The organism is Bradyrhizobium sp. 179 (assembly GCF_023073535.1).
In the GTDB taxonomy this organism is placed as follows: Bacteria; Pseudomonadota; Alphaproteobacteria; order Rhizobiales; family Xanthobacteraceae; genus Bradyrhizobium.
Map to the genome: position 1 here is coordinate 54,067 of NZ_JADPJR010000053.1, position 26,559 is coordinate 80,625.

The following is a 26,559-nucleotide window of genomic DNA, read 5'->3' on the forward strand; positions in this document are numbered from 1 at the left end:
CCGCAGAACGCGCGCCCCCTACGGATCCAGCTCCGTATCCCAGTAAAGATAGTCGAGCCAGCTGTCGTGCAGATAGTTCGGCGGAAACAGGCGGCCGTTGCGGTGGAGTTGGTGTACGGTCGGCGCGAACGCACTCTGGCGCGGAAACATTTTTGCTTGCGCCGGGGTGAGATTGCCCTTGCGCAGATTGCAGGGCGAGCACGCCGCGACCACGTTCTCCCAGGTGGTCTGGCCGCCTTTGCTGCGCGGGATGATGTGATCGAACGTGAGGTCTTCAGGCGAGCCGCAATATTGGCAGGCGAAACGATCGCGCAGGAAGACGTTGAAACGGGTGAAGGCGGGATGGGTGGTCGGCTTGACGAAGGATTTGAGCGAAACCACGCTCGGCAATTGCATTTCTAACGTCGGACTTCGAACCGCCTGGTCGTAATGCGCGACGATGTTGACGCGGTCGAGGAACACCGCCTTGATCGCGTCCTGCCACGACCACAAAGACAGTGGGTAGTAACTCAGCGGCCGGAAGTCCGCGTTCAGCACCAACACCGGCCAACTGCCTTGCGAGACATGTGCGTTCAAGTAACGCTCCCGGCCTCCAATGTACGCTGCGAAGCAGCAAGTACTGACATACTACATGCAGCGTGACGGGATTGTGAAGCCCGTTGAGCGACTTATTCAGTCGCAAGCAATGCGGCGGCGAGGTGGCAAAAGCGCTCAAAAAGCCGCGATCCCCGGGGACCATGCAGCCGGCCCGGAACCGCCTTCACGGTGCGTTGCAGCTCTATCTTCGCTACTCCCGCACCCGCTCGAGCTTCTGCAAACATCGCGTGGCGCGCACCGCGGGCGGCATCTCCTCGTCCGGAAAGCTCGTCTTCCAGTCGGTAACACCGACTTCACCGACATAGATGGCGCCCTTCGAATCCAGGGCGATGCCGTGCGGCGCCAAAAACTTTCCGCTGGCCACGCCGGACCCTTCCTCGCCGCCAAGCCGCGCGATGCGCCTGCCCTGCGCGTCTACGATCGATAGCCGCGGCCCGAGATTGGGCACCTTGCGGTTGACGGCCAGGCCGGGGCCGAGCTCGCCGACCACGAAGGTCGGGCTCTTAGCCCCACCGCAGCAGCACAGCGCGCAGGGGCGGTGCAAGTTGTTCCACTGCGCCTCGTATTTGCCGTCTCCATCGAACACCTGCACGCGGTGGTTCTCGCGGTCGGCGATGTAAACCCAGCCGTGGGCGTCAGTGGCAATATTGTGCACGATGTTGAACTGACCGGGATCGGTCCCCGGCTCGCCCCAGCTCCTCATCAGCTTGCCGTCGGGGGTGAACTTGTGCACGCGCGCATTGCCATAGCCATCGGAGACGTAGATCTCGCCCTTCGGCGACAACGCGGTGTGGGTGCAGCGGTGGAAGGGATTGCCGCTCATGAACGGCGCTGGCTTCTCGGGAATGCCGATCGTCAGCAGTACCTTGCCCTCAGTGGTGCATTTGCGCACGGTGTGGTCGCCGTCATCGGTGCAGTAGAGATTGTCCTCCGCGTCGATATGCAGGCCATGCGCGCGCGAGAACAGGCCTTCGCCCCAGCTGCGCAGGAAATTGCCTTCGCGGTCGAGTACCACCATGGGATGAGCGCCGCGGTTGAAAACGTAGATCTGGTCCTTGCTGTCGACCGCGACCGAGGCGACGTCGGTGAGTTGCCAGCTGTCCGGCAGCTTGGCGAAGTTTTCGACGACGCGGTAGCGGTGCTCGCCGCTGCCAAGAATGGCTGGCATGGGTTCCTCCTCCTGTCATTCGGGGGCGCGCGTTATCGCGAGCCCGGAATCCATCCATCCGCCAATATGCGACGCAATGGATTTCGGGCTCGCGACTTCGTTGCGCCCCGGAATGACGGCTGGATCATGTGGCACTCACCTCACGCCCGCAATATCCCCTCCTCGATCGCCTTGATCTGGAGCGCGAGATATTTCGAGTTGATCCGGCACTGCGCGAGGCTGCCTGCGATGAACCAGAGACCTGGCTGCTTCGTGCGTGTGTACATGTTGCGCAGCTCGAAGCCATCGCCAAAACCCCAGACCGGGCCGACGCGGTCGGCGATGGCGTCCCCAAACAATTTACGCACCAGATATTCCTGCGGCTTGTAGCCGGTGGAGAGGACGATGAGATCAGCCGGAATGATCGAGCCGTCCTTCATCCGTGCACCCTCGGTGACGAAGCTCTCGATGTCGGTAAACTGCTTCAGCTTGATCGCGCCCTCGATGATCAGGTTGGAGCAGCCGACGTTGAAATAATAGCCGCCGCCGCGGGTGAGGTATTTGAATTGCCAGCCGGTACCGGCCTCGCCGAAGTCGAGCTTGAAGCCGACGCGCCGCAGGCCGTCCAGCAGCTCCTTGTCCAACTCCTTCGACTGCTCCGTCAGCATCACATGGGTCTTCCGCGCGAGTGGTGTCGGCATCGAGGCCGCGATCAGATCATTGTCCTCGAGCGTGCCCTCATTGTAGGTCGCGTAAGCCAGTTGCGCCGACGGCTCGATATTGGTGACAAGCGTCGGCGAGCGCTGCACCAGCGTCACCTTCGCGCCGCTGGAGTGAAGGTCCTGCGCGATGTCGTGGCCGCTATTGCCGGTGCCGATCACGATGGCGCGCTTGCCCGTCCAGTTCTCGCCGTCCTCATAGCGGCTGGAATGCAGCAGCGTGCCCTTGAAATCGGCAAGGCCCGCAATGTCGGGCATGTTGGCGATGCCGCTGACTCCGGTCGACATCACCACATGGCGCGGATGCATGGTCCGCTTGCTGCCGTCGGCGCGGCGCAGCGTCACCAACCAGCGCCCCTTCGCCTCGTCATAGACGCCGCCCTCGAGTTCGGTGCCGGTCCAGAAATTCAGCTCCATCGCCTCGACGTAAGCTTCGAACCAATTGGCGAGCTTGTCCTTTGGAATATAGACCGGCCAGGTCGGCGGGAACGGCATGTAGGGCAGGTGATTGACCTGCACCTGGTTGTGCAGGGTCAGCGCATGGTAGCGCTTGCGCCAGTTGTCGCCGATCCTCATCTCGCGATCGACGATCAACGTATCGACATTCAACTGCTTCAACCGCGCCGCGATGGCAAGCCCGGCCTGGCCGCCGCCGACGACCAGCACCGCCGGGTCGCGATCGGCGTAGTGACGCGAGGCGTTGCGGTGGTCGAGCCAGTTCGGCCCGCGGAAATCGCGCGAATAGGCCTGGTCGCGGGGCCGCGACCTGCCGAGCTGCTCCTCGAACCCCTTGAGCTCGTCGAGGGCGGTGAGCAGCGTCCACGCCTGCAGGCGGTCGCCATTGGCAGTATCGGGAACGAGCCGCACGATGCCACTGCCGCGTCCGATCGCCGTCTCGAAATCGAAGATCGCTTCGATGGTGTTGGTGCCGGCGCGCGTGACCCAGCGCGGCGGCGCTCGGTTTGGCGCGATCTTGAAACCGGTCGGTGCCGCCTTCGGTGCGACGATGGTCAACTCCCGTGCGATAGCATCGTGGCCTGCGAGCGTCTGCAGATTCCAGCTTAGTGCCAGCACATCGCGCCAAAAGCTGTCGGTGAGAAAGAGGCGGTCCAGCGCAGCGGGCTCGGGCCGGCCCAATGTGCGCTCGAATTCATCGAGCCAAGCCTGTGCGGAGACGGAAATATCCTTCGTCCTGTCCAGCATGCGCGACCTCGTGGCCGTCTTCGCGGCGTTTGCTCGCGAGCATGATCCGGAAAGGCGTGTAGCGGTTTTCCGAACAGATCATGCTCTGATATAGAGCTCGACGCTATACTGGATGAGCTTTCGTCGAAAGCGGTTTACCCGAGCAGCGAAAGCATGTGGCCCTGCTCGGGCGGAATACGCCCGTCAGGCCGAGAGCACGCCCTCGCGCTTCTTCACCGCGCGATAGTTGCTCCACCACAGATGCGCCGCGGCGCCGCGCAGCGGACGCCAGGGTTCGGCGAGCGGCGCCATCTGCTTCTCCGTCGGCCGCGTCTTCAGGCCGAGCCCAATCTTGATCCCCTCCTGCACAGCGAGGTCGCCGGCCGGCCAGGCGTCGCCATGGCCGAGGCAAAACAGCAGATAGACGTCGGCAGTCCAGGGGCCGATGCCGGGCAGCGAGATCAGCGTGTGATGCGCGGCGTCGGCATCCTCCTCGGCGAGCACCTCGAGGTTCAGCCGTTGCGCGCCGATCTCGCGCGCGAGGTGTTTCAGCGTCTTGATCTTGGCGGCGGATAGGCCGAGCCGCCCCAGCCGGTCGGTGCGGGCGCGCCGGACCGCCTCATGGTCGAACGGATCGAAGGCGGCGGCCAGCCGTCCCCAAATCGCCGCCGCGCTCGCCGTCGACAGCTGCTGCCCGCACACGATATGGGCAAGCCCCGCAAAACCCGGCTCGCGCCGCCGCAAGGCCGGCATGCCGGCAATTTCCAGCACGGGCTTGAGGCGCGGATCGCGCTTGATGAGCGCATGGACGGCCTCTTCGAGATCGGACTGGGATTCGAGGTGGATGGCCATTGCTTTGCTCAACTCGTCATGCGCGGGCTCGCCGTTTCTGCTACAGCTACGCCGGCCCAATGCCGTAAAGCCCGCCGAAGCCTTCGGCGTCGGCGGGACCGGCGCATCGATCTCCTCACAAGAGTCCTGGAAGATGGATTGCCGGGTCAAGCCCGGCAATGACGAATACACCGAGAACTCATGCCGCCCGTTTTCCGATTTGCCCCGAGCCCGAACGGCTTCCTGCATCTCGGCCACGCCTATTCCGCGCTGCTGAACTTCGAGCGCGCACGCGAGACCGGGGGGCGGCTGTTGCTGCGGATCGAGGACATCGACGCGACGCGCTGCCAGCCGGACTATGAGTCGGCGATCTACCAGGATCTCGCCTGGCTCGGGATCTCCTGGGAGACACCGGCGCGGCGGCAGTCGGAGCATCTTGCCGACTATCGCGCCGCGCTGGAAAAGCTCTCTGCGCTCGGTCTCGTCTATCCCGCCTTTGAAAGCCGCGCCGAGATCGCAAGGCTCGTTGCCGCGCGCGAGGTGGATGGGCCGTGGCCGCACGATCCCGACGGCGCGCCGCTATATCCCGGCGACGCCAAATTGCTGTCGGCCGGCGAACGCGAGCAACTGATGACGTCCGGCGCGCCTTATGCGCTGCGGCTCGACATGGTGGCCGCCTCTCGGCGCGTCGCCGGTCTGACCTGGAACGAACTCGGCGCGGGACCGGATGGCGAGCGCGGCATCGTCCCGGCGCGACCGGAAGCCTGGGGCGACGTCATTCTCGCCCGCAAGGAGACGCCAACCAGCTACCATCTGTCCGTCGTGGTCGACGACGCCCTCCAGGGCGTCAGCGAGATCGTGCGGGGCCAGGACCTGTTTCATGCCACATCGGTGCACCGCCTGCTGCAGGTTCTGCTTGGCCTGCCGGAACCCGCTTATCGCCACCATGCTCTGATCCGCGACGGCGAGGGGCGGAAGCTGTCGAAATCGAGCCGCTCGACGGGCCTGCGGGACTTGCGCGCAGCCGGCGCCACGCCGGCCGATATCCGCCGAACGGTGGGATTAGGTTAAGTTTCTCTGGGGGTTAGCCAAACGCCGCCGTGACTCCGGGCGTTCTGCCGTGCCATGCTTCCCCCCGATAGCCCGGGGTTCGAAGGGGATCATGGCGGCGAAAACGCGCCCAGTGCGCACCACGCGGACGTCCAAGCGACCGCCTCGGAAGCGGTCCGGGGCGGCCGGCCGGTTGGGCAAGCGCAGCGCCAAGGCGGTCGCGCCGGACGTGGTCCAGGCCGCGCTCGCCGCCTTTGCCCATGAGGTCCGCACTCCCCTGACCGGTATACTGGCAATCAGCGACCTGCTCGCGACCTCCGATCTCGGCGAGCGGGAGCGGCGCTGGGCCGACACCATCAAGGCCGGCGCCGAACATCTGGCGAGCCTTGCCACGCTGTTTGTGGACGCGGTCCGGACAGGAAAGCGGGCCGGGAAGGGTGGACACGCGCTCCGGCAGGACCTGTTCGACCTGCGGACGCTTGCCCGCAGCGCCGGCGATTCGCTGGCCGGCCGCGCCGCGGCCAAGGGTCTTCGAGCCCAGGTCGATATCTCCGAGAAGTTGCCGGGGCTGGTGGTCGGCGATCCGGTCCGCCTGCGCGCTGCGCTCGAGAACCTGATCGACAATGCCGTGAAGTTCACCGACCAGGGCGGCGTGGCGCTTGCGGTGGCGCCCTGGCGCCCCGTCAAGGACGAGCGCAAGGGCAAAGCAAAGGATAAAGCAAAGGGTAAAGGTAGAGTCGGCATCGCCTTCGCCGTGTCTGACAGCGGCATCGGCCTTACCATGGCCGAGATCAAGCGGCTGTTCCGCCCGTTCACCCAGGCCAATGTGACCATTGCCTCGCGCTTCGGCGGCGCCGGCCTGGGGCTATCCTCGGTGAAGCAATTGGCGCGCGCGATGGGCGGCGACATCACGGTCGCTGCGCGCCGCGGCGGCGGCGCCACGTTCACGCTGACGGTGTCGCTGGATGCGAGGGAAGCGGGTAAATCGCGCAAGGCGAAGGACGGTAGTGAGCCCGAGGCGATGGCCGCCCTCCGCGTGCTCAGCGTCGAGGACAATCCATTCGGCCGCGTGGTGCTCAACACCATTTTGACCGAGCTCGGCCATCATGCCGAGTTCATCGGCCGCGGCGAGGACGCGGTGGACCGGCTCGCGCAGGGCACCTTCGATGCGGTGTTGATGGACATGGTACTGCCCGGAATCGACGGCGTCGAGGCCATCCGGCGGATACGCAGCATGGCGCCGCCGCTGGCGCAGATTCCGATTATCGGGGTGTCAGGTCGCGGCGAAGACGAAGCGGCGTCGCGCGAGGCCGGTGCCGACGCCTTCCTGGTCAAGCCTGTGTCCCCGCGGGCCTTAGCGACTGCGCTGCTTGAAGCGACACGCCGTGTGGCAGCCGCGACTTGATGATCGCCGCGTTGAGCTCGCCGCCGTACACGAAGATCGCCGCGATGAAATACAGAAACACCAGCGCGATGATCACCGAGGCCAGCCCAGCATACATCGTCACATAGTTGTTGGCGAAGCGCGCGAGATATTGGCCGAACACGATGCTCGAGATCAGCGACGCCACGATGGTGAAGACGATGCCGGGCAGGATCTGGAGAAAACTGCGGCGTCCCGCCGGCAGCCAGGCGTGCAGGATGAGCAGCGCCACCACCAGCGCGCTGATGGAGATGCCGTAGCGCAGCCAGGTGAGAATGCTTTCGTTTGACTCGACGAACAAGGGAATGTGGCGTCGTGCCGCTTCGATGATCAGCGGACCGAGCACGATCAGGAACGCCATGGCGAGTGCAGTGAAGGCGGCAATCAACGTGTAGGCAATCGATTCCAGCCGCAGCCAGTACCAGCGCCGCATCTCCACCACCGCATAGGCGCGGTTGAGCGCGACGCGGAGCGCCTCGACGCCGTTGGAGGCGAAATAGACCGACAGCGCCGCGCCGATCGTCAGAATACCGGTGCGGGTCGTGGTCAGCACGTCGTGGACCTCGCCGGAGATCGAGTCGGCGACCTGCTTTGGCCAGACCTGGAGCATCAGGCTGGCGGCCTGGTCGGCGAGTTCCTTGGAGCCGAAGAAGCCGGCGAGCGAGGTCAGCACGATCAGGAACGGGAACAGCGCCATCAGCGTCGACAATGCGATGTGGCTCGCGATCGCCCAGCCGTCGTCGGCGAGGAACGTGTAGAAGGCGTCCATCACGACGACGTAGATGTAGCGGATCGCTTTCACGTAGCACCTACACCGCTGCTCTCTCCCCCTGCGCGCAGGGAGAGATCGGAAGAACAGGCAATCGGCGCAAATCGGAAATCATCGCGCTACCATCTGATATTATCGGCCCAAAAGCCAGTTCGCGAAGCGCGGCGCTGGTCATTCCGGGGCGCGCGCAGCGCGAGCCCGGAATCCATTTAGCCGCAGGACAGATGGCCCGATGGATTCCGGGCTCGATGCTTCGCATCGCCCCGGAATGGCGCCGGAGGCTGGCGTGGCACCATGGCGGAGCGGCGCACACGGTGCTATCTACCCTCAAATGGCATCTCTCCTGAGTACTTTCATCCTGCCGGCGGCAGCCGGCGCCGTGGCCCTGGTGCTGCTGCTCGGGCTCATCAACATGATGCGCGGCGGCTCGCCCAACACCTCGCAGAAGCTGATGCGCTGGCGCGTGCTGCTTCAGTTCGTGGCGATCATCATCGCAATGGCCGCGGTCTGGGCGATGGGGCGCTGACATGGTTGTATTGAATCGAATCTACACGAAGACAGGCGACGACGGCACCACCGCGCTCGGATCCGGCGAGCGTCGTCCGAAATACGATCTGCGCATCGAGGCCTATGGCACCGTGGACGAGACCAATGCCGCGATCGGCGTGGTGCGGCTCCACACCTCTGATATGCCCGAGCTCGACGCGATGCTTGGCCGCATCCAGAACGATTTGTTCGATCTCGGCGCCGACCTTGCGGTGCCCGAGCGTGAAGGCAAAGCGGAGCGGCTGCGGGTGGTGGCGAGCCAGGTCGAGCGGCTCGAGCGCGACATCGACGCACTCAACGACAAGCTCGCGCCGCTGACTTCCTTCGTGTTGCCGGGCGGCACGCCGGCCGCGGCTCATCTCCATGTCGCCCGCACGATATGCCGCAGGGCGGAACGAGTGGTGGTAGAGCTGGCGGCCCGGCCCAGCGAACCGGTGAGCGCGGCTGGCATCCAATATATGAACCGTTTGTCGGACTTCCTGTTCGTGGCCAGCCGAGTCGCCAACGGGGACGGTGCCGGCGACGTGCTCTGGGTTCCCGGCCAGAACCGCTGACCCATTTGGGCCGGGCGTTTCTAAGGTCTAAAATTTGGCCCTTCGCGCGTTGACCGGGCCTGATCAGGCCTTTAGGTTCCGCGCCAGTTGATAACCCCTTCCCAAATTGACTGAAAGAGGATCGATGAAGGTCTTAGTGCCGGTAAAGCGGGTGGTCGATTACAACGTCAAGGTCCGCGTCAAAAGCGATGGATCGGGCGTTGAACTCGCCAACGTCAAAATGTCCATGAACCCGTTCGATGAAATCGCGGTCGAGGAAGCGCTGCGCCTGAAGGAAGGCGGCAAAGCGACTGAGATCGTGGTGGTCTCGATCGGGCCCGCACAGGCGTCGGAGACGATCCGCACCGGCCTCGCCATGGGCGCCGACCGCGGCATCCTGGTGAAGGTCGATGGCAATGTCGAGCCGCTCGCGGTGGCCAAGATTTTGAAGAAGGTTGCCGAAGAAGAGCAGCCGGGCCTGATCATCCTCGGCAAGCAGGCAATCGACGACGACTCCAATCAGACCGGCCAGATGCTGGCCGCGCTGCTCGGCTGGTCGCAGGCGACCTTCGCCTCCAAGCTCGAGGTCGAAGGTTCTGACTTCAAGGTCACGCGCGAAGTCGATGGCGGCCTCCAGACCGTGAAGCTGAAGGGACCGGCGATCGTCACCACCGATCTGCGTCTCAACGAGCCGCGCTATGCCTCGCTGCCCAACATCATGAAGGCCAAGAAGAAGCCGATCGCGGAAAAGACCGTCGCCGATTACGGCGTCGACGTCGCTGCGCGCCTCGAGATTCTCAAGACGACCGAGCCGGCGGGCCGCAAGGCAGGCGTCAAGGTCAAGGACGTCGCCGAGCTGGTGTCGAAACTCAAGAACGAAGCCGGGGTGCTCTGATGACGACGCTTCTGATTGCCGAACACGACAATGCGTCGTTGAAGGATGCGACCAACAAGGCGCTCACCGCGGCTGCCGCGCTCGGCGCGGAGGTCGAGGTGCTGGTGGCCGGCCAGAACGCCAAGGCCGCGGCGGATGCCGCCGCCAAGCTTGCCGGCGTCAAGAAGGTGCTGCTCGCCGATGGCGAGCTCTACGCGCACGATCTCGCCGAGCCGCTGGCCGCGCTGGTCGTGTCGCTGGCGTCCAGCTATGACGCGATCGTCGCGCCCGCGACCTCGCGCTTCAAGAACGTGATGCCGCGTGTCGCAGCCCTGCTCGACGTCATGCAGGTCTCGGAGATCATCAAGGTGGTCGCACCCGATACCTTCGAGCGCCCGATCTATGCCGGCAACGCCATCCAGACGGTGAAGTCGAAGGACGCCAAGAAGGTCATCACGGTGCGCACCTCCACCTTCGCCGCAGCAGGCGAGGGCGGCAGTGCGCCCGTCGAGAACGTCGCGGCGGCCGCCGATCCCGGCCTGTCGACGTTCGTCGGCGAGGAAGTCGCCAAGAGCGACCGTCCGGAACTGACCTCGGCCAAGATCATCGTGTCCGGTGGCCGCGCCATGCAGAGCCGCGAGAATTTCGCAAAGTACATCGAGCCGCTCGCCGACAAGCTGGGCGCCGGCGTCGGTGCCTCGCGCGCGGCGGTCGACGCGGGCTATGCGCCGAACGACTGGCAGGTCGGCCAAACCGGCAAGGTCGTGGCTCCCGAGCTCTATGTCGCGGTGGGCATTTCCGGCGCGATCCAGCATCTGGCTGGCATGAAGGACTCCAAGGTGATCGTGGCGATCAACAAGGACGAGGACGCGCCGATCTTCCAGGTCGCCGATTACGGCCTGGTGGCGGACCTCTACCAAGCGGTTCCGGAGCTGACGGCCGAACTCGGCAAGCTCGGCAAGTAAAACGGGCTAAAAACACCGGCCGGAGCTATAAACTCCGGCCGGTGTTGCTTTTCTGAGGCGTTTTCTTTGGCGTGGGGCACGCCTTGGAAGCGATCCAATCTAGGTTTCGAGCCAGGGTTCTGATTAAATCGGAGCTCCCGGCTCGAGGGGATAGGCAGGGCGCGCTCGTCGCGCGCCGTTCCGGTGGATGACATGATGGCGGCAGTGATCAAGAAGGTCGGCGTGATCGGCGCGGGTCAGATGGGCAACGGTATCGCGCATGTTGCGGCGCTGGCCGGCTTCGACGTGGTGCTCAATGACGTCTCGGCCGACCGCCTCAAGTCGGGCATGGCCACCATCAACGGCAATCTGGCGCGACAGGTCTCCAAGAAGGCCGTCACCGAGGACGACAAGGCCAAGGCGCTCGCGCGCATCAAGCTTGCCGAGAAGCTGGACGACCTCGCCGACTGCGACCTCGTGATCGAGACCGCGGTCGAGAAGGAAGAGGTCAAGCGCAAGATTTTCCACGAACTGTGCGCGGTGTTGAAGCCGGAGGCGATCGTCGCCTCCGACACGTCGTCGATCTCGATCACGCGGCTCGCCGCCGCCACCGACCGGCCGGAGCGCTTCATCGGCATTCACTTCATGAATCCGGTGCCGCTGATGGAGCTGGTCGAGCTGATCCGCGGCATCGCTACCGATGATGCGACCTTCGAGGCATCCAAGGAATTCGTCGCCAGGCTCGGCAAGCAGGTCGCAGTCTCCGAGGATTTCCCGGCCTTCATTGTCAACCGCATCCTGCTGCCGATGATCAACGAGGCGATCTACACGCTGTACGAAGGCGTCGGCAACGTCGAGGCGATCGATGCCGCGATGAAGTTAGGGGCCCATCATCCCATGGGCCCGCTGGAGCTCGCCGATTTCATCGGCCTCGACACCTGCCTCTCCATCATGCAGGTGCTGCATGAGGGGCTGGCAGATTCCAAGTACCGCCCGTGCCCGCTGCTCGTGAAATACGTCGAAGCCGGCTGGCTCGGCCGCAAGACCCAGCGCGGCTTCTACGACTATCGCGGCGCCAAGCCGGTACCGACGCGGTAAGGTACTCTCGTGCCCCCGGACGCAGCGCGGAGCGCTGCCGAGCCGGGGCACGGAAACTCGCTCACCTCTCGTTAACCCCTCACGCCTAGGTTAGGGCCGGTACGAGGGTTCGCGTAATGGACATGATGGCGATGGTCAGCACCATGCTGGCCGCTCAGCAAGGCGCGCTGCAATCGAATATCGCAGCGACGCTGACCAAGCAGAACATGGACATGGAGAAATCCACCGTCCTGGCGCTGATGGGCGCCGGCCAGCCCTCGCTCGCCAATGTAGGCCCCGGCATCGGCGGCAATCTCAACGTCACGGCCTAAAATTCTCTAAAGCGACGCGGCAGCCTTGCCCGTCGCCGCCCGGATCAGCTTGAGCGCGTCCTCGCTGGCCCATTCCGCCGGCCCCGCAATCGTCGCGATCTCGCAGCCTTGCGGGTCGACCAGCACCGATGTCGGCATCCCCAAGGCCCGGCCCACGGCTTTAAGATCCTGAAAAACCTTGGCTTTCTGGTCGCTGAAATAGCCGAGCCGGGTCAGATTGGCCTCTCTCAGGAAGGTCTTGGGCTTTTCGGGGTCGCGGGTGTCGATGTTGATCGCCACCACCTCGAAATTCGGGCCCGACAGCTTGCCCTGGAGCTCGTCCAGCGCCGGCATCTCCTTGCGGCAGGGCACGCACCAGGTGGCCCACAGGTTCACCAGCAGCGTCTTGCCGCGGAAGTCGGACAGCTTCTTCGGCTTGCCGTCGGCGTCCTCGAAGACGAGGTCTGGCAGCTTGAAGGGGGTGCTCGCCATGGTCAGCGCCGCCACCTCGCCATGGGCGAGCGGGGCGATTTTCTGCGCAGTCGCCACCGCGGACCGGCAGACCGGATCGCCCGACGGCGCCCGGCTCAGACCCAGCCCGTACAGCGCGGCGAAGCCGGCCAGGCCCCCGATCGCCACAATGGCGATGACGAGTGGGATTCGGCGCGTGGCCGAAGGCGTTTTGTCGAGCATATCGTTTGTCATCCGGTCGCAGATGTGGCTATCAGGGGCCTCTTAATACGGCTGGCCGCGGCCAGCAAACGTGACTAGCGACAGGCAAGGCGTGAGCAGGGGATCATGAGCAACAAGATGTGGGGCGGCCGGTTCTCGGAACGTCCCGATGAGATCATGGAGGAGATCAACGTTTCTATCGACGTCGATCGTCACCTGTTCGCCCAGGACATTGCCGCGTCCAAGGCCCACGCCGCGATGCTCGCCAGCCAGGGCATCATCACTGCCTCTGATGCGAAAAATATCGGCAAGGGTCTAGACACGATTTTGTCAGAGATCGGCAAGGGCGGCTTCGCGTTCAAGCGCGCGCTCGAGGACATTCACATGAACGTCGAGAGCCGGCTGTCCGAGCTGATCGGCCCCGCCGCCGGAAGGCTGCACACGGCGCGCTCGCGCAACGACCAGGTCGCAACCGATTTTCGCCTGTTCGTCCGCGACGTCATCGACGAGACCGATGCTGCGCTGGCCGCGTTCCAGCAGGCGCTGGTGGAGCGCGCGCTGGAGCACGCCGCGACCGTGATGCCCGGCTTCACGCATCTGCAGACCGCGCAGCCCGTCACTTTCGGCCACCACCTGCTTGCCTATGTCGAGATGGCCGCGCGCGACCGCGGCCGCTTCCAGGACGCGCGCAAGCGGCTCAATGAATCGCCGCTGGGCGCGGCCGCGCTCGCCGGCACCTCATTCCCGATCGACCGCCACGCCACGGCGAAGGCGCTCCTCTTCGACCGGCCGATGGCGAACTCGCTCGATGCGGTGTCCGATCGCGACTTCGTGCTGGAGACGCTGGCGGCCGCCTCGATCTGCGCTGTGCACATGTCGCGCTTTGCCGAGGAGATCGTGATCTGGACCTCGCCGCTGGTTGGCCTCATCCGCCTCAGCGATAAATTCACGACTGGCTCCTCGATCATGCCGCAGAAGCGCAACCCGGATGCCGCCGAGCTCGTGCGCGCCAAGACCGGCCGCGTGATCGGTGCGCTCAACGGTCTTCTGATCGTGATGAAGGGCCTGCCGCTCGCCTATCAAAAGGACATGCAGGAGGACAAGCAGGGCGCGATGGAAGGTTTTGCCGCGTTGTCGCTGGCGATCCGCGCCATGACCGGCATGGTCCGCGACCTCGCGCCCGACGAAGCGAGGATGAAGGCGGTCGCGGGCGAGGGTTACGCCACCGCGACCGATCTCGCCGACTGGTTGGTGCGGACGCTGAAGATGCCGTTCCGCGAGGCCCACCACGTCACCGGCCGAATCGTGGCCAAGGCCGCCGAAGGCGGCGTCGCGCTGCACGAGCTGCCACTGAAGGAGATGCAGGCGATCGAGCCCAAGATCACCAAAGACGTGCTCGGCGTGCTCTCGGTCGAATCGTCGGTGAAGAGCCGCACCAGCTTTGGCGGCACCGCGCCGAAGAACGTGGCGTCGCAGGCCAAGGCTTGGGCGAAGCGGCTGGAAAAGCAGCGAAAATCGGGCTAATGGCAAAATTTGGCTTGTTTTTCATGGTCATGCGGGCTCTCGCCAGAGCGCACCAATCTCTGTATGGTGCGCGCCGCGTAGTGGGGATTTCGTCGTGACGTCAAAGTTTCGCCCGGCCGGCTCGGGGTGGGCCATCATTGTCCTTAGTCTGACGGCGCTGGCGCTCGCCGGCTGCGGACGCAAGGGTCCGCTGGATCTGCCGCCGACCGCCTCCAATGCGCCCACGGCCAACGGTGCGGCGCCGACCGACACCGAGATCGAAGCCCAGGGGACGCCGAGCGTGTTCAATCCCACCTACGGTGTGGACGCCGCGCCCGCGGCGGCCAAGGGCAGGAAGAAATCGTTTATTCTCGATCCGCTCCTGGACGAACCTCCCGGTAAGAAATAAGCCGGGACAACCGAGCCTGCGCCATGAACCATTTCGACTATCGCAACGGCGTGCTGCACGCCGAGGCGGTGAACCTGTCCGAGCTGGCCGCAACCGTCGGCACGCCGTTCTATTGCTATTCGACGGCGACGCTGGAGCGGCACTATCGCGTCTTCTCGGAAGCCTTCGCCGGCGAGAAGGTGCTGGTCTGCTACGCCATGAAGGCGAACTCCAACCAGTCGGTGCTGCGCACCCTGGCCAAGCTGGGCGCCGGCGCCGACGTCGTCTCCGGCGGTGAATTGAAGCGCGCGCTCGCCGCGGGCATCCCCCCAGCTAAGATCCTGTTCTCCGGTGTCGGCAAGACGGAAACCGAATTGCGCGCGGCGCTTGCCGCCGACATCCTCTGTCTCAACGTCGAATCCGAGCCCGAGCTCGAGCTTTTGTCGCGACTTGCGACCGAGATGGGCAAGACCGCGCGCATCTCCGTGCGCGTCAATCCCGACGTCGATGCCGGCACGCACGCAAAAATCTCCACCGGTAGGTCCGAGAACAAGTTCGGCATTCCGATCGCTCATGCCCGCGAGGTCTATGCCCGCGCCGCAAGACTCCCGGGCATCGAGGTGACCGGCACCGACGTGCATATCGGCAGCCAGATCACCGACCTCTCCAAGATGGAGACCGCGTTCCGGATCCTCTCCGAGTTCGTGCAGACGCTGCGCGCCGACGGCCACAACATCTCGCATGTCGATTTCGGCGGCGGCCTCGGCATTCCTTATTACATGGATCGCGAGGCGCCGCCGGCACCCGACGCCTACGCCGCCATGGTCAAGCGCGTCAGCCACAATCTCGGCTGCACGCTGATGTTCGAGCCGGGGCGCATGATCGTCGGCAACGCCGGCATCCTGGTCACGAAGGTCATCTACGTGAAGCATGGCGACGGCAAGAATTTCGTCATCATCGACGCTGCCATGAACGATTTGATCCGCCCGACGCTGTACGAGGCGCATCACGACATCCTGCCGGTGACGCAGCCCGCCAAGGGTGCGGCCACCATCATGGCCGACGTCGTCGGCCCGGTCTGCGAGACCGGCGACTATCTCGCCCTCGACCGCACGCTGCCGACGCCAAAGGCGGGCGATCTGCTCGCCATCATGACCGCCGGCGCCTATGGCGCGGTGCAGGCGGGCACCTACAACACGCGGCCGCTGGTGCCGGAGGTGCTGGTGAAGGGCGAGCAATACGCAGTGGTGCGCCCGCGCATCGAGGTCGAACAGCTGATCGCGATGGATACGCCGGCGCCGTGGCTGTGACAGCACGACGGCGGGGCGCCACAAATTCAGTGTCGTCGTGCGACAGCCAGGATCCATAACCCCCGAGGGCGTGTCGCGCGAAGCTGCTAACGACGAATCTTCGGCAGACCTTTCCCTCGGGTAGTGGGTGCTGCATCTGCACTTCGATCTGCACTTCGCTACTTCCCGGCCAAACCGCCCTTCGCTTCAACCACAACTCCCGCCTTCCTCTCGATCGGCTTGATTGCCGCGGTGAAGTCGGACTCGGCGCCTTCCGCGCTGATCACCGTCTCCCACAACCGTCCCACGGCATCAGCGACTTCCATCGATAGCCCGAGCTGCTTCATCTCCTCCAGCGCCAGCCGCACGTCCTTCACCATCAATCCCGTGGCGAAACCGAAGTCGAAGGTGCGCGGCAGAACCGAACGCGGAAACTTGTCGCGGCTCGCCGTGTTCATGCCCGAGCCCGCATTGATGACGTCGATCATCACGGCGGGATCGAGCCCGGCCTTGACACCCATCACCACGGCCTCCGACGTTGCCACGATGGCCGTGGCCGACAGGAAATTGTTGGCGAGCTTCATGGTCTGCGCTGCGCCCGGCTTCTCGCCGATGAAGAACACCTTTCCGATCACGTCGAGCGCCGGCTTGAGCAGCTCGAACTCGGCTTTCGGCCCTGAGACCATCACCGCCAGCGTGCCTTTCTCGGCGCCGCCGACCCCGCCGGACACGGGGCAGTCGACCTGCACGATGTTGCGTTTGGCGAGCAGGCCGTGAATCTTCGAAGCCATCTGCGAGCCGACCGTCGACAGATCGACGAAGCGTTTCGCGCGCCTGCCCTCGATCACGCCGTTTGCGCCCGTCGCGACCTCGAGCGAGGCCTGCAGCGACGGCAGGCTCGCCATCACCGTCTCGACCTGGTCGGCGACATCCTTCGGTGATGTCGCAGCCGTCGCGCCGCGTGCCATCAGCCTGTCGACGACCTCCTTGCGCGTGTCGAACGCGACGAGCTTGTGTCCGGCCTCAATCAGCCGTCGCGCCATCGGGAAACCCATGTTTCCGAGCCCGATGAATCCGATGTCCATGCTGTTTCCTTGGGTTTGTTATTCGTTGTTATGAAAGATGCGCACTCCACCCTCGGAGTCGTCCCGACAAGCGCGGCTCAAGCGCGCGCCGATCGAGATTTGCGCTGACGCTTGACCGGGATGACGGCGGAGGTGGCTTGCCCTCACGCCTTCCCATCGATCTCTGCGAACACCTCGCGCGCGATGCGGAAACTGTCGACGGCGGCCGGCATGCCGCCATAGATCGCGACCTGCATCAGGATCTCGCGGATCTCCTCTCGGGTGACGCCGTTGGTCAGTGCGCCCTTCAGATGCGCGCGGAACTCGTGCTGGCGGTTGAGGATCGCGATCATCGCGATGTTGAGCATGCTGCGGGTCTTGCGCGGCAGTTCCTCGCGGCCCCACACCGCGCCCCAGCAATATTCGTTGAGCATCTCCTGGAACGGACGGTTGAAATCGTCGACGTTCTTCAGGGCGTTGTTGACATAGGCCTCGCCCAGCACCGCTTTGCGGACTTCCAGGCCCTTGTCGTGCATCTTCTTGTCCATGGCGTTTCCTTCGTTTTTCCTCGGAATGGCGTCGCGGAAATTACGGGGTTGCGCCGGGCCAGTCACGTCCTCGTGTTATGCGGGAAAAGGGGTCTCTCCCGTGCCGGAATGGATGCCTCAGTGCTGCCGTTGTGGTAGGCTTCTCTCTACCGGGCAACCTGGAGAGCTGATTGAACGGCGTCACCCCCGACCCGTCAGACCCGATCCGCGAGGGCGACGCTCTGTCGCGGCTGAAGCTGGCGCAGGCCCTCGATCGGGCGACCTATGCCATCGCGTGGGAGCGTGCCTGGCCGAATCTGGCGCGGCTCCTGACTGTCGCCGGCCTTTTCCTGGTGGTGTCCTGGGCTGGCCTCTGGCTGTCCTTGCCGTTTGTCGCCCGCGCGATCGGTCTTGTCATCTTCGCCGGCGTCGCGATTGCTACCCTGTTCCCGTTGATACGCTTTCGCTGGCCGAGCCGTGAGGAGGCGCTGAGCCGGCTCGACCGTGGCTCCGGCATCCGCCACCGCCCGGCCACCACACTCACGGACACGCTGACCTCGCAAGACCCGGTCGCCAAGGCGCTGTGGCAGGCGCAACGCGAGCGCACGCTGGCCTCGCTCAAGCGCATCCGCGCCGGTCTGCCGCATCCGCGGCTCGCGTTTCACGATCCCTGGGCGCTGCGTGCGCTGGTCATGGTAATGCTGGTTGCGACCTTCTTCGCCGCCGGCGACGAGCGCGCGATGCGGCTCCGGGCCGCCTTTGACTGGAATGGCGTGCTGGCCCCGACCAATGTTCGCGTCGACGCTTGGGTGACGCCCCCGCTTTACACCGGCAAGCCGCCGGTCATCCTGTCGGCCGCCAACAAGGAAGCCGCGGCATTGCCGGCCAGCAGCCCCCTTGCCGTCCCGGCCGGCTCGACCCTGATCGTGCGCTCCTCCGGCGGCAGTCTGGATGTCGCGGTCTCCGGCGGCCTCAAGGAGGTCGCCCCGGTGGAAGCCGCGCCCAAGGGCACCAACGAAAAGCACTTTGCCATCGCCGCCGACGGCACCGCGCATGTCCGCGCGCCCTCCGGCCAGCCGCAATGGACCTTCACGGCGACGCCGGACCGCCCGCCGACGATCGCGCTCGCCAAGGACCCCGAGCGGCAGGCGCGCGGCGCGCTCCAGCTCTCCTACAAGATCGAGGACGATTACGGCGTCACCGGTGCCGACGCGCACATTGCGCTGCGCCCCGCCGACGCCAAGGATGCTGCCAAGGATGCCGGCAAGAATGGCGCCAAGGATACCGCCAAGGATAACAAGGACAACAGCAAGGACGCCGACGGCAAAGGCGCGGCGCGGCCGCTGTTCCAGCCGCCGCAATTCCCGCTGGTGCTGCCGAACGCGCGCACCCGTAACGGCGTCGGCCAGACGGTGAAGGACCTCAGCGAGGATCCCTATGCCGGCGCGGAGGTCACGCTGACGCTCACCGCCAAGGACGAGGCCGGCAACGAGGCGCGAAGCGAGCCCTTCAACATGCGCCTGCCCGAACGGCTGTTCACGAACTCGCTCGCGCGCGCGCTGATCGAGCAGCGCCGCATCCTCGCGCTCGACGCCAACAGGAATTCCGACGTCTACACCGCGCTCGACGCGCTGATGATCGCGCCCGAATTGTTCACGCCGGATGCCGGCTGCTATCTCGGCCTGCGCAGCCTGGCGTCCCAGCTGGAGGCGGCCCGCACCGACGACGCGCTGCGCGAGGTGGTGGCGAGCATGTGGGCGTTCGCGGTCACCATCGAGGACGACGGCGTCGCCGGCAGCGTCAACGCGGCGCTGCGTTCGGCGCAGGACGCGCTCAAGGCGGCGCTGGAGCGCGGCGCCAGCGAGGACGAGATCAGGGTGCTGACGCAAAAGCTCCGCGAGGCCATGGCCGGCAAGGTGCGCGACCTCGCGCGGCGCGCCGAGCAAAATCCGCTCGGAGCGCGGCAGCCGTTCCCCGCGGAGGTCCAGCTCATCCTCGACAAGGCGATCGAGCTGCGACAGAAGACCCAGCATGCGACGCCCGAGCAGCTCGCAGAGCTGGCGCAGCAGCAGGACACATTGCGCGAGCAGCTTCAGGCCTATCGGAAGTCGGCAAGCAGCGGTGCCAACAAGACGGGGGACGACAAGACCAACCAGTTTACGCGGGACCGGAAATGCGGAAGCTAGCACGCGTGCCAGTCTTGAAGGCGATGTCGATCGCCTGTGTCGCCCTGCTGCTCGGCGGCGTCTCGCCGGTCGCTGCCCAGCTGGATCAGGATCCTGACGCGCTGCTCGACAGCGCCGAAAAGGCGATGCAGGAGTCCGGCGACAGCCTCAGGCAGAAGGAATCCGGCAAGAGCCTGAGCAATCAGTCTGACGCCATCCAGAAGCTGGAGGAGTACAAGCGGGCGACGGAACGCAGCCAATCCTCCAGCCGCGATCGCAATGTCATCACGCAGCGCGATCTGGACGACCTCTTGCGGCAGATCGAGAAGGCGGCGCGCGAAGGCAACCGCGAGGCGGCCCAGCGCATGCTCGAGCAGCTCGCGCAGATCATGGAAAATCTCCAGATGGCGCAGCCCGGGCAATCCGGCGACAGCGACATGGAGCAGGCGCTCAACGAGCTCAGCGACATGATCCGCAAGCAGCAGCAATTGCGCGACAAGACGTTCAAGCAGGGCCAGGACTCCCGGCGCGACCGTTCGCGCGGCAAGCAGCAGGGCGACCAGTCGATGTCGGACCTCCAGCAGGACCAGCAGGCGCTGCGCGACCGTCTGAAGAAGCTGCAGGACGAACTCGCCAAGCGCGGCCTCGCGCAGAAGGGACAAAAAGGTCAGAGTCAGAAAGGGCAGAAGGGTCAGCAAAGCGACCAGGGCCAGCCCGGCCAGAATGGCGATCAGGACGGCGACCAAGGCGATGACGACGGCAGTCTGGATGACGCCGACGGGGCCATGGGCGATGCCGGATCGAAGCTCGGCGAGGGCAACGCCGACGGCGCCGTGGATTCGCAGGGCAAGGCCCTCGATGCCTTGCGCAAGGGCGCGCAGAAGATGGCCGAGGCCATGCAGCAGGGGGACGGTGACGGGCAGGGCGATGGTCCCGGCAATCGGGCCGGCCGTCAGCAGAGCGGCGCCAATCAGACCGATCCGCTGGGCCGTCCGCTTCACGGCCGCGATCTCAGCGACGACTACACCGTCAAGATCCCCGGCGAGATCGACGCCCAGCGTGTCCGCCGCATCCTCGAAGAGCTCCGCCGCCGCTTAGGCGATACCTCGCGCCCGCAGATCGAGCTCGACTATATCGAGCGCCTGCTCAAGGATTTTTGACCTCACACTTGGTGTCATCGCCCCCCTTGTGCGCTTGCGCACTGGGGCGGGCGATCCAGTATTCCGACACAATTGTGGTCCGAACGATAGGCTGCAGCGTACTGGATGCCCGCCTTCGCGGAGCATGACAGCGCTATGCGTGGCTAATGCCGCCCGCTACCCCTTCCTCGCTGCCAGCGCATCCGCCACGGCGGTGCGGATGTCGGCGACCGAGAAGGGTTTTGTCACGACATCATGCACCAGCGCATTGAGGTTCGAGGCGCGCTCGCGCTGATCGGCAAAGCCGGTCATCAAGAGAATGGTCAGGTTGGGGAAATCGCGCGCGGCGGAGAGGGCGAGCGCGATTCCGTCCATAACGGGCATCTGGATGTCGGTGAGCAGCAGGTCGAACGCCCCGCCCTCTCGGTTCAGGATCTCCAGCGCCTCGGCGCCGTCTTGCGCGGTGACGGTCTCGTGGCCGTCCATGGCGATGGCGCGCGCCACCAGCGTGCGCATCGAATCTTCGTCATCGGCGATCAGGATTTTCGGCATCAGACAAACCTCGGGACCAACTCCCGCGCGGATCTTGTGAGGCTGATTATACGCTGCCACCGGCAATGTCGCGCCGGTTGAAGAAGCGAACGTCGATATTGCGGCCGTCCGGCGGCGGCGAGGCCAGGCGCGAGCGGAAGAAGGCGCGCTCGCCGGGCCGCAGCACGGTCTGCTCCAGCACCGTGTTCCAGGCGTAGATCTCCGCTCCTTGCGCGTCGCGCACGGCGAAGCGCAGGCGCGGGATGTCGAGCGGCTTCTTGCCCTCTCCGACGATCACGCCCTCGATCACCAGCACCTGCTTACCGTCCACGGTCTCGCTGGATAGCTTGACGTCCTTGAAGGCCAGCCCTCTCACATTAACCTCGAGCCCCACCAACTTGTAGAACGCCGCCGTCTGCGGCAGCAGCCGCACCATGTCACCGCGCCAGATCACCAATGCCAGCACCAGCGCGCCCATGGCGGCGCAGGCCGTCGGCAGGCCGAAATTGGATTTTGGCGACGCCGCCGGGGCGGCCGGGCGACTGACCCGCGCGCCGCGGCGACGGAATAGGCCGCGGAACCAGGACTGGTGCTGCGCGCCGGCGACGTCCTCCTCGGCGGCCCGGGCCGCCGCCGACCACTCATCCTCGATCTCCTTGATGTCCTCGGTCGGCCAGTCGCTGGCGATCGAGGGGCTTTCGACAACCGGAGTGTCGGCAGTGCTATCGTCCTTGGCGTATGAGTTCCACTGCGCGGCGAGGTCGGACTGGTCCTCGGCCTGGCTTGCCGCGGCCATGGCCGGGACGGACGCCTCCTCGATCGCATCCTCGGCATGGGCGACCCAGGTCTCCTTGCAACGGGAGCAGCGCACCGTCCGGCCGTTCGCACCCAGGCTCGCAGGCTTGATGGCGTAGGATGTCGTACAATGAGGGCAGACGATATGCATGGACGAGCCTTGATGCATGGACTGGTCTTGACGATGTCACGGTCGCGAAGAACCGGGTTGTCCTTATGCTACCGGGCGAGCGTTAACGAACCGGAAACCATAACGGTCGCAAAACCCGTCAGTCGCGTATGGCAGGGTGCAGCCGTGTGGCCCGCGCCCCCTCTCGAACGGAGCTGAGCTTGGTTCGGTTCGAAAATGTCGGATTGCGTTACGGTCTGGGGCCGGAGGTTCTGCGCGACCTCAACTTCCAGATCCCGGCGCATTCCTTCCAGTTCCTCACCGGACCGTCCGGCGCCGGCAAGACCTCACTGTTGCGCCTGTTGTTCCTGTCGCATCGGCCGACACGGGGCCTCGTCAATCTATTCGGCGAGGATATCTCGCGGCTCGGCAAGGACGAGATCGCCGACCTGCGCAAGCGCATCGGCATCGTGCTCCAGGATTTCCGCCTGCTCGACCACATGACGACCTATGAGAACGTCGCGCTGCCATTCCGCGTCATGGGGCGTAGTGAGTCGAGCTATCGCAAGGAGGTCATCGATCTTCTGCGCTGGGTCGGCCTCGGCGACCGCATGGATGCGCTGCCGCCGATCCTGTCCGGCGGCGAAAAGCAGCGCGCGGCGATCGCGCGCGCCGTGATCTCGCGCCCGCAGCTGCTGCTCGCGGACGAGCCGACCGGCAGCGTCGACCCGACGCTCGGCCGCCGCCTGCTGCGGCTGTTCATCGAGCTCAACAAATCAGGCACGGCCGTCATCATCGCAACCCATGACATCGGCCTGATGGACCAGTACGAGGCGCGGCGCCTGGTGCTGCATCAGGGACGGTTGCACGTCTATGAGTAGGACCGACGAGCGCGGCGTGCTGGTTGACCTCGGGCAGGAGCGTCCGCAGCTTCCGGCCCAGGCGCGCAACATGTCGCCGATCGTGCCGCGTGCCTCGATCCACGGCCGCGCGCTGGTCGCCGTCGTCGCCATCATGACCTTCCTCGCCTCGATGACGACCGGCACGGTGCTGCTGGTCAGCGCTTCCGCCGCCGAATGGCAGTCGGAGGTCGCGAGCGAAATCACCATCCAGGTCCGTCCGCAGGCTGGCCGCGATCTCGAACGCGACACCGCGGCGGTAACGGAGGCGATGCGCGCGCAAGCCGGCATCGTCGAGGTCAAGCCGTTCAGCAAGGACGAAAGCGGCAAGCTGCTCGAGCCTTGGCTGGGCAGCGGCCTGTCGATGGACGATCTGCCGGTGCCGCGCATGATCATCGCGCGCGTGCAACCGGGCACGCCGCTCGATCTCGGCGTCCTGCGCGCGCGGGTCACCCAGGTGGCGCCGAGCGCGAGTGTCGACGATCACCGCGCCTGGATCGAGCGCATGCGCTCGATGACCAACGCCACCGTGCTCGCCGGCATCGGCATTCTCGCCCTCGTCATCATCGCCACCATCATCTCGGTCTCGTTCGCGACCCGCGGCGCCATGGCGGCGAACCGCCCGATCGTCGAGGTCCTGCATTTCGTCGGCGCCGGCGACCGTTACATCGCCAACCGCTTCCTGCGCCACTTCCTCAGGCTGGGCCTGGAGGGCGGCGTGATCGGGGGCGGCGCCGCCATGCTGGTGTTCGGCTTCTCCGAGTCGATCGCGGGCTGGTTCTCCGGCACCCCTGTCGGCGATCAGTTCGCCGCGCTGCTCGGCACCTTCTCGCTGCGGCCATCCGGCTACATCGTGCTCGCGGTCCAGGCGGTGCTGATCGGCGCCATCACCGCGGTCGCCTCCCGCCAGACGCTGTTCGCGACGCTGAATGATATCGATTGAGTGTTGGGTGATAGAGTTGGACGACATACTCGCGACTGACTCGCTGCTTCCCTTCTCCCCTTGTGGGAGAAGGTGGCGCGAAGCGCCGGATGAGGGGTATCTGTCCGCGCGCACGAACGTCGAGGCCGAATGTGCGGAGACAGACCCCTCACCCGTCTCGCCGCTTCGCGGCGAGCCACCCTCTCCCACAAGGGGAGAGGGTAAAGAAACCAGACTCCACTTCGCCTCAAAACGTCTTAAAATCACCTCTGGGAAGGGATCACCGACATCGCATGACCTCGCCGACCGACGATCGATCGCCAAAACTGCCGCGCGGCTGGCTGCGCGCGGCAATCGTGTCGACGATCGCGCTTGCCTTCATCGGCGCGGCAGCAGGCTTCGTTGCGTTCCTGTCGCAATTGCGCGGCGCCGAGATGGTGCCGGATCGCAAGGCGGACGGCATCGTGGTGCTGACCGGCGGCTCCTCCCGGGTGTCGGACGCGATGGAGCTGCTCGCTGCCGGCTACGGCAGGAGGCTCCTGATCTCGGGCGTGCATCCGACTTCGACGGCGAGCGACATCTCCCGCACCCTGCCGGAGAACCACTCCTTCATGTCCTGTTGCGTCGACCTCGACCGCACCGCGCTCTCGACCCGCGGCAATGCGGCGGAGGCGCGGCGCTGGGCCGAGGGGCGCCAGTTCAAATCGCTGATCGTGGTCACCTCGAACTATCACATGCCCCGCGCGCTGGTGGAATTCTCCCATGCGATGCCGCAGACCACATTGATCCCGTTCGCGGTGGTCGGGGACAAATGGCGCGAGGAGCCGTGGTGGACTTCGGCGCCGACGTTGCGGCTGCTGCTGTCGGAATACGCCAAGTACGTCGCGGCCGAGCTCAGGGTGCGGCTGGAGAATTTCGGGATTGACCTTTCGCCCGAAGTGTCGGAGCAGCCTGTGGGCGTGCAGCCGAAGCGGCCCGCCACAGCACAGGCCAATTGACCGGCAATTGATCGGATCGTCGATGTTCCTGATTTTCCTGCGCTCGCTCGTGTTCAACGTGCTGTTCTACGCCGTGCTGGTGTGCCTGGCGATCGTGGCGCTGCCGACCTTCGCATTGCCGCCGCGCGCCATGCTGACGGTCGCGGAATGGTGGGCGAAGGCGACGCTGATCCTGATGCGCGTGATCTGCAACATCAAGGTGGAATTCCGCGGGGTCGAGAAGATCCCGCAGGGACCGTTGCTGGTCGTGGCAAAGCACCAGTCGTTCTGGGAGACGTTCGTGCTGCCCGGCTTTTTCGAGCACCCGATCTTCATCCTCAAGCGCCAGCTCATGCAGATCCCGGTCTTTGGTCAATTCCTGGTCAAGACCGGCATGATCGCGATCGACCGCAATGCCGGCGTGAAAGCGCTGCTGGACATGACACGGCGGGCGCGCGAGGCCGTGCGCGGCGGCCGTCAGCTCGTGATCTTTCCGGAAGGCACGCGCCGCGCGCCGGGCGCTGCCCCCGCCTACAAGACAGGGTTTGCGCAGATCTACTCCTCCTGCGGCGTGCAGTGCCTGCCGGTCGCGCTCAATTCCGGCCTGTTCTGGCCGCGTCGCACCTTCATGCGCTATCCCGGCACGCTGGTGGTGGAATTCCTCGATCCACTGCCGTCGGGCCTGCCGAAGGACGAGTTTCTCGCGCGCGTGCAGACGGCGATCGAAGACGCGACCGACCGTCTCGTCGAAGCCGGCCGGAAAGAGCAGGAGCACTTGATCGGCTCCGCGCCGAGCTACGCGCGGTCGGACAGTTAGCGGTTCTCGCGATCTTCGGTCGGCGCCGGCGCGTGCAGGGAATGCGCATCGCCGTGCAGCATCGTCGCAAGCTGGTGCAGCTGCGTGTCGCGAAAGCCTTCGGCTTCGATCGCTTTCACCGTCGCGGTGACGTAGTCGCGATTGGCGCCGGACTGGCCATGGCCCTGGATGACATGGCGGTGCTGCTCGGTGAGCGAGAGCCGGCCGGCATATTGGACATGACCGCGGTCCACGACATAAGTGAGTGCGGAGACGCGCTGCCGCGCATCGTTCTCCAGCCATACCGAGCGCATCACCTCGCGGTAGACCGAGGTGACCTGCTCGCGTGCCCGCAAATAGGCGACGACCTCGCTGCGGTTCTTCTCGGCGACGCGGAAGGCGATGCCGCGGCAGGCGCCGCCGCGGTCGAGCCCGAGCACCAGGCCGGGCTTCTCCGGCGTGCCGCGGTGCACGAAGGAATAGACGCAGAGCGCGCGATGCTCGCCGACCAGCCGCGCCGGGACGCGCTCCTCGAATTCGAACCCCGGCCGCCACATCAGCGAGCCGTAGCCGAACACCCAGAGGTCGCCGTTGGCGGTGGTGACGGAGGGGAGGGTGATTTCCGACATTTCGGGCACGGCTAAAGCATGATCCGGAAAAGTGTGAAGCGGTTTTCCGAAAAGATCATGCTCGAACAAGGAGCTAAAGCGCGATGACGATTTTTCCAAATCGCGCCGCGCTTTAGCAGAACGGTGCCCCCAAGCGAAGCGGATTCTCCGC

Annotated in this window: 28 protein-coding genes; 17 read left to right on the forward strand and 11 right to left on the reverse strand. The window is 65.3% G+C overall.

Annotated elements, in window-relative coordinates; all coding sequences use genetic code 11:
• Positions 1-18: 18 nt before the first annotated feature.
• The 4 genes from IVB12_RS11870 to IVB12_RS11885 all read right to left on the reverse strand — a co-directional run bounded on the left by IVB12_RS11870 (position 19) and on the right by IVB12_RS11885 (position 4,497).
• Positions 19-576 carry an HNH endonuclease gene (locus tag IVB12_RS11870; RefSeq protein WP_008543309.1) on the reverse strand — a complete coding sequence of 186 codons (558 nt, stop codon included), beginning with the start codon at positions 574-576 and terminating at the stop codon, positions 19-21.
• A 211-nt stretch (positions 577-787) separates the two neighbouring features.
• Entirely contained in the window at positions 788-1,765 is a 978-nt protein-coding gene (locus IVB12_RS11875; RefSeq protein ID WP_247299037.1) for a peptidyl-alpha-hydroxyglycine alpha-amidating lyase family protein, read from the reverse strand.
• 140 nt (positions 1,766-1,905) lie between these two features.
• Positions 1,906-3,666 (reverse strand): NAD(P)/FAD-dependent oxidoreductase, encoded by a 1,761-nt coding sequence (locus tag IVB12_RS11880; protein ID WP_247299038.1) that lies wholly within the window; start codon positions 3,664-3,666, stop codon positions 1,906-1,908.
• A 183-nt stretch (positions 3,667-3,849) separates the two neighbouring features.
• The gene (locus IVB12_RS11885; RefSeq protein ID WP_247299040.1) at positions 3,850-4,497 is read right to left on the reverse strand and encodes a DNA-3-methyladenine glycosylase 2 family protein; all 648 of its coding nucleotides are present in this window, start codon (positions 4,495-4,497) and stop codon (positions 3,850-3,852) included.
• Between the two features lie 180 nt (positions 4,498-4,677).
• On the opposite strand from IVB12_RS11885, the gene gluQRS reads away from it, so the two are divergent.
• Positions 4,678-5,547: a tRNA glutamyl-Q(34) synthetase GluQRS gene (gene gluQRS / locus IVB12_RS11890; protein WP_247299042.1), complete on the forward strand. Its 870-nt coding sequence runs from the start codon at positions 4,678-4,680 to the stop codon at positions 5,545-5,547.
• A gap of 91 nt (positions 5,548-5,638) precedes the next feature.
• Entirely contained in the window at positions 5,639-6,931 is a 1,293-nt protein-coding gene (locus tag IVB12_RS11895) for an ATP-binding protein (RefSeq protein WP_247299044.1), read from the forward strand.
• Here the strand turns inward: IVB12_RS11895 and IVB12_RS11900 are convergent.
• Positions 6,858-7,751 carry a YihY/virulence factor BrkB family protein gene (locus IVB12_RS11900; RefSeq protein WP_247279706.1) on the reverse strand — a complete coding sequence of 298 codons (894 nt, stop codon included), beginning with the start codon at positions 7,749-7,751 and terminating at the stop codon, positions 6,858-6,860. The genes IVB12_RS11895 and IVB12_RS11900 overlap by 74 nt on opposite strands.
• A gap of 298 nt (positions 7,752-8,049) precedes the next feature.
• Here IVB12_RS11900 and IVB12_RS11905 point away from each other — a divergent pair, with 298 nt between their 5' ends.
• The 6 genes from IVB12_RS11905 to IVB12_RS11930 all read left to right on the forward strand — a co-directional run bounded on the left by IVB12_RS11905 (position 8,050) and on the right by IVB12_RS11930 (position 12,024).
• Positions 8,050-8,244 (forward strand): twin transmembrane helix small protein, encoded by a 195-nt coding sequence (locus IVB12_RS11905; protein ID WP_024337274.1) that lies wholly within the window; start codon positions 8,050-8,052, stop codon positions 8,242-8,244.
• Position 8,245: 1 nt separating this feature from the next.
• The gene (locus tag IVB12_RS11910; protein ID WP_247299046.1) at positions 8,246-8,818 is read left to right on the forward strand and encodes a cob(I)yrinic acid a,c-diamide adenosyltransferase; all 573 of its coding nucleotides are present in this window, start codon (positions 8,246-8,248) and stop codon (positions 8,816-8,818) included.
• Positions 8,819-8,942: 124 nt separating this feature from the next.
• Positions 8,943-9,692 carry an electron transfer flavoprotein subunit beta/FixA family protein gene (locus IVB12_RS11915; RefSeq protein WP_247299048.1) on the forward strand — a complete coding sequence of 250 codons (750 nt, stop codon included), beginning with the start codon at positions 8,943-8,945 and terminating at the stop codon, positions 9,690-9,692.
• Positions 9,692-10,636, forward strand: coding sequence for an FAD-binding protein (locus IVB12_RS11920; RefSeq protein ID WP_247299050.1), 945 nt, complete (start codon positions 9,692-9,694; stop codon positions 10,634-10,636). Before IVB12_RS11915 ends, IVB12_RS11920 begins: the two co-directional genes overlap by 1 nt.
• A 195-nt stretch (positions 10,637-10,831) precedes the next feature.
• Positions 10,832-11,713 (forward strand): 3-hydroxybutyryl-CoA dehydrogenase, encoded by an 882-nt coding sequence (locus IVB12_RS11925; protein WP_247279737.1) that lies wholly within the window; start codon positions 10,832-10,834, stop codon positions 11,711-11,713.
• A gap of 116 nt (positions 11,714-11,829) precedes the next feature.
• The gene (locus IVB12_RS11930; RefSeq protein WP_247299052.1) at positions 11,830-12,024 is read left to right on the forward strand and encodes a hypothetical protein; all 195 of its coding nucleotides are present in this window, start codon (positions 11,830-11,832) and stop codon (positions 12,022-12,024) included.
• Positions 12,025-12,030: 6 nt separating this feature from the next.
• On the opposite strand, the gene IVB12_RS11935 is transcribed toward IVB12_RS11930, so the two are convergent.
• Positions 12,031-12,696 carry a TlpA disulfide reductase family protein gene (locus IVB12_RS11935; RefSeq protein ID WP_247299053.1) on the reverse strand — a complete coding sequence of 222 codons (666 nt, stop codon included), beginning with the start codon at positions 12,694-12,696 and terminating at the stop codon, positions 12,031-12,033.
• A gap of 105 nt (positions 12,697-12,801) precedes the next feature.
• Between IVB12_RS11935 and argH the strand changes: the two genes are divergently transcribed.
• The 3 genes from argH (at position 12,802) to lysA (ending at position 15,876) form a co-directional block, all read left to right on the forward strand.
• The gene (gene argH / locus IVB12_RS11940) at positions 12,802-14,199 is read left to right on the forward strand and encodes an argininosuccinate lyase (protein ID WP_247299055.1); all 1,398 of its coding nucleotides are present in this window, start codon (positions 12,802-12,804) and stop codon (positions 14,197-14,199) included.
• A gap of 94 nt (positions 14,200-14,293) precedes the next feature.
• On the forward strand, positions 14,294-14,587 hold the full coding sequence (locus tag IVB12_RS11945; protein WP_247299057.1) for a lipoprotein: 294 nt from the start codon (positions 14,294-14,296) through the stop codon (positions 14,585-14,587).
• A 23-nt stretch (positions 14,588-14,610) separates the two neighbouring features.
• Positions 14,611-15,876, forward strand: a complete 1,266-nt coding sequence (gene lysA / locus IVB12_RS11950) for a diaminopimelate decarboxylase (RefSeq protein WP_247299059.1) — start codon at positions 14,611-14,613, stop codon at positions 15,874-15,876.
• A gap of 158 nt (positions 15,877-16,034) precedes the next feature.
• Here lysA and IVB12_RS11955 read toward each other — a convergent pair whose 3' ends face one another.
• Positions 16,035-16,940 (reverse strand): NAD(P)-dependent oxidoreductase, encoded by a 906-nt coding sequence (locus IVB12_RS11955; RefSeq protein WP_247299063.1) that lies wholly within the window; start codon positions 16,938-16,940, stop codon positions 16,035-16,037.
• A gap of 143 nt (positions 16,941-17,083) precedes the next feature.
• A complete protein-coding gene (locus IVB12_RS11960; protein ID WP_247299064.1) occupies positions 17,084-17,467 on the reverse strand; it encodes a carboxymuconolactone decarboxylase family protein in 384 nt (127 codons plus the stop codon).
• Between the two features lie 170 nt (positions 17,468-17,637).
• On the opposite strand from IVB12_RS11960, the gene IVB12_RS11965 reads away from it, so the two are divergent.
• Positions 17,638-19,632: a TIGR02302 family protein gene (locus IVB12_RS11965; RefSeq protein ID WP_247299066.1), complete on the forward strand. Its 1,995-nt coding sequence runs from the start codon at positions 17,638-17,640 to the stop codon at positions 19,630-19,632.
• Complete coding sequence (locus tag IVB12_RS11970) at positions 19,620-20,771, forward strand: DUF4175 family protein (protein ID WP_247299068.1); 1,152 nt, start codon at positions 19,620-19,622, stop codon at positions 20,769-20,771. Before IVB12_RS11965 ends, IVB12_RS11970 begins: the two co-directional genes overlap by 13 nt.
• Before the next feature lie 156 nt (positions 20,772-20,927).
• On the opposite strand, the gene IVB12_RS11975 is transcribed toward IVB12_RS11970, so the two are convergent.
• A complete protein-coding gene (locus IVB12_RS11975; RefSeq protein ID WP_247299070.1) occupies positions 20,928-21,302 on the reverse strand; it encodes a response regulator in 375 nt (124 codons plus the stop codon).
• A 46-nt stretch (positions 21,303-21,348) separates the two neighbouring features.
• Entirely contained in the window at positions 21,349-22,227 is an 879-nt protein-coding gene (locus IVB12_RS11980) for an MJ0042-type zinc finger domain-containing protein (protein ID WP_247299496.1), read from the reverse strand.
• 179 nt (positions 22,228-22,406) lie between these two features.
• Between IVB12_RS11980 and ftsE the strand changes: the two genes are divergently transcribed.
• From ftsE to IVB12_RS12000, 4 genes are all read left to right on the forward strand, one after another.
• Positions 22,407-23,066 carry a cell division ATP-binding protein FtsE gene (ftsE, locus tag IVB12_RS11985; protein ID WP_247299072.1) on the forward strand — a complete coding sequence of 220 codons (660 nt, stop codon included), beginning with the start codon at positions 22,407-22,409 and terminating at the stop codon, positions 23,064-23,066.
• The gene (locus IVB12_RS11990; protein ID WP_247299074.1) at positions 23,059-24,027 is read left to right on the forward strand and encodes an ABC transporter permease; all 969 of its coding nucleotides are present in this window, start codon (positions 23,059-23,061) and stop codon (positions 24,025-24,027) included. The genes ftsE and IVB12_RS11990 overlap by 8 nt, the downstream gene beginning before the upstream one ends.
• A gap of 272 nt (positions 24,028-24,299) precedes the next feature.
• Positions 24,300-25,004 (forward strand): YdcF family protein, encoded by a 705-nt coding sequence (locus IVB12_RS11995; protein ID WP_247299076.1) that lies wholly within the window; start codon positions 24,300-24,302, stop codon positions 25,002-25,004.
• A gap of 22 nt (positions 25,005-25,026) precedes the next feature.
• Positions 25,027-25,800, forward strand: a complete 774-nt coding sequence (locus tag IVB12_RS12000) for a 1-acyl-sn-glycerol-3-phosphate acyltransferase (protein ID WP_247299078.1) — start codon at positions 25,027-25,029, stop codon at positions 25,798-25,800.
• Here the strand turns inward: IVB12_RS12000 and IVB12_RS12005 are convergent.
• Entirely contained in the window at positions 25,797-26,408 is a 612-nt protein-coding gene (locus IVB12_RS12005; protein WP_247299080.1) for a gamma-glutamylcyclotransferase, read from the reverse strand. The two genes, IVB12_RS12000 and IVB12_RS12005, sit on opposite strands and share 4 nt — an antisense overlap.
• Positions 26,409-26,559 lie beyond the last annotated feature (151 nt).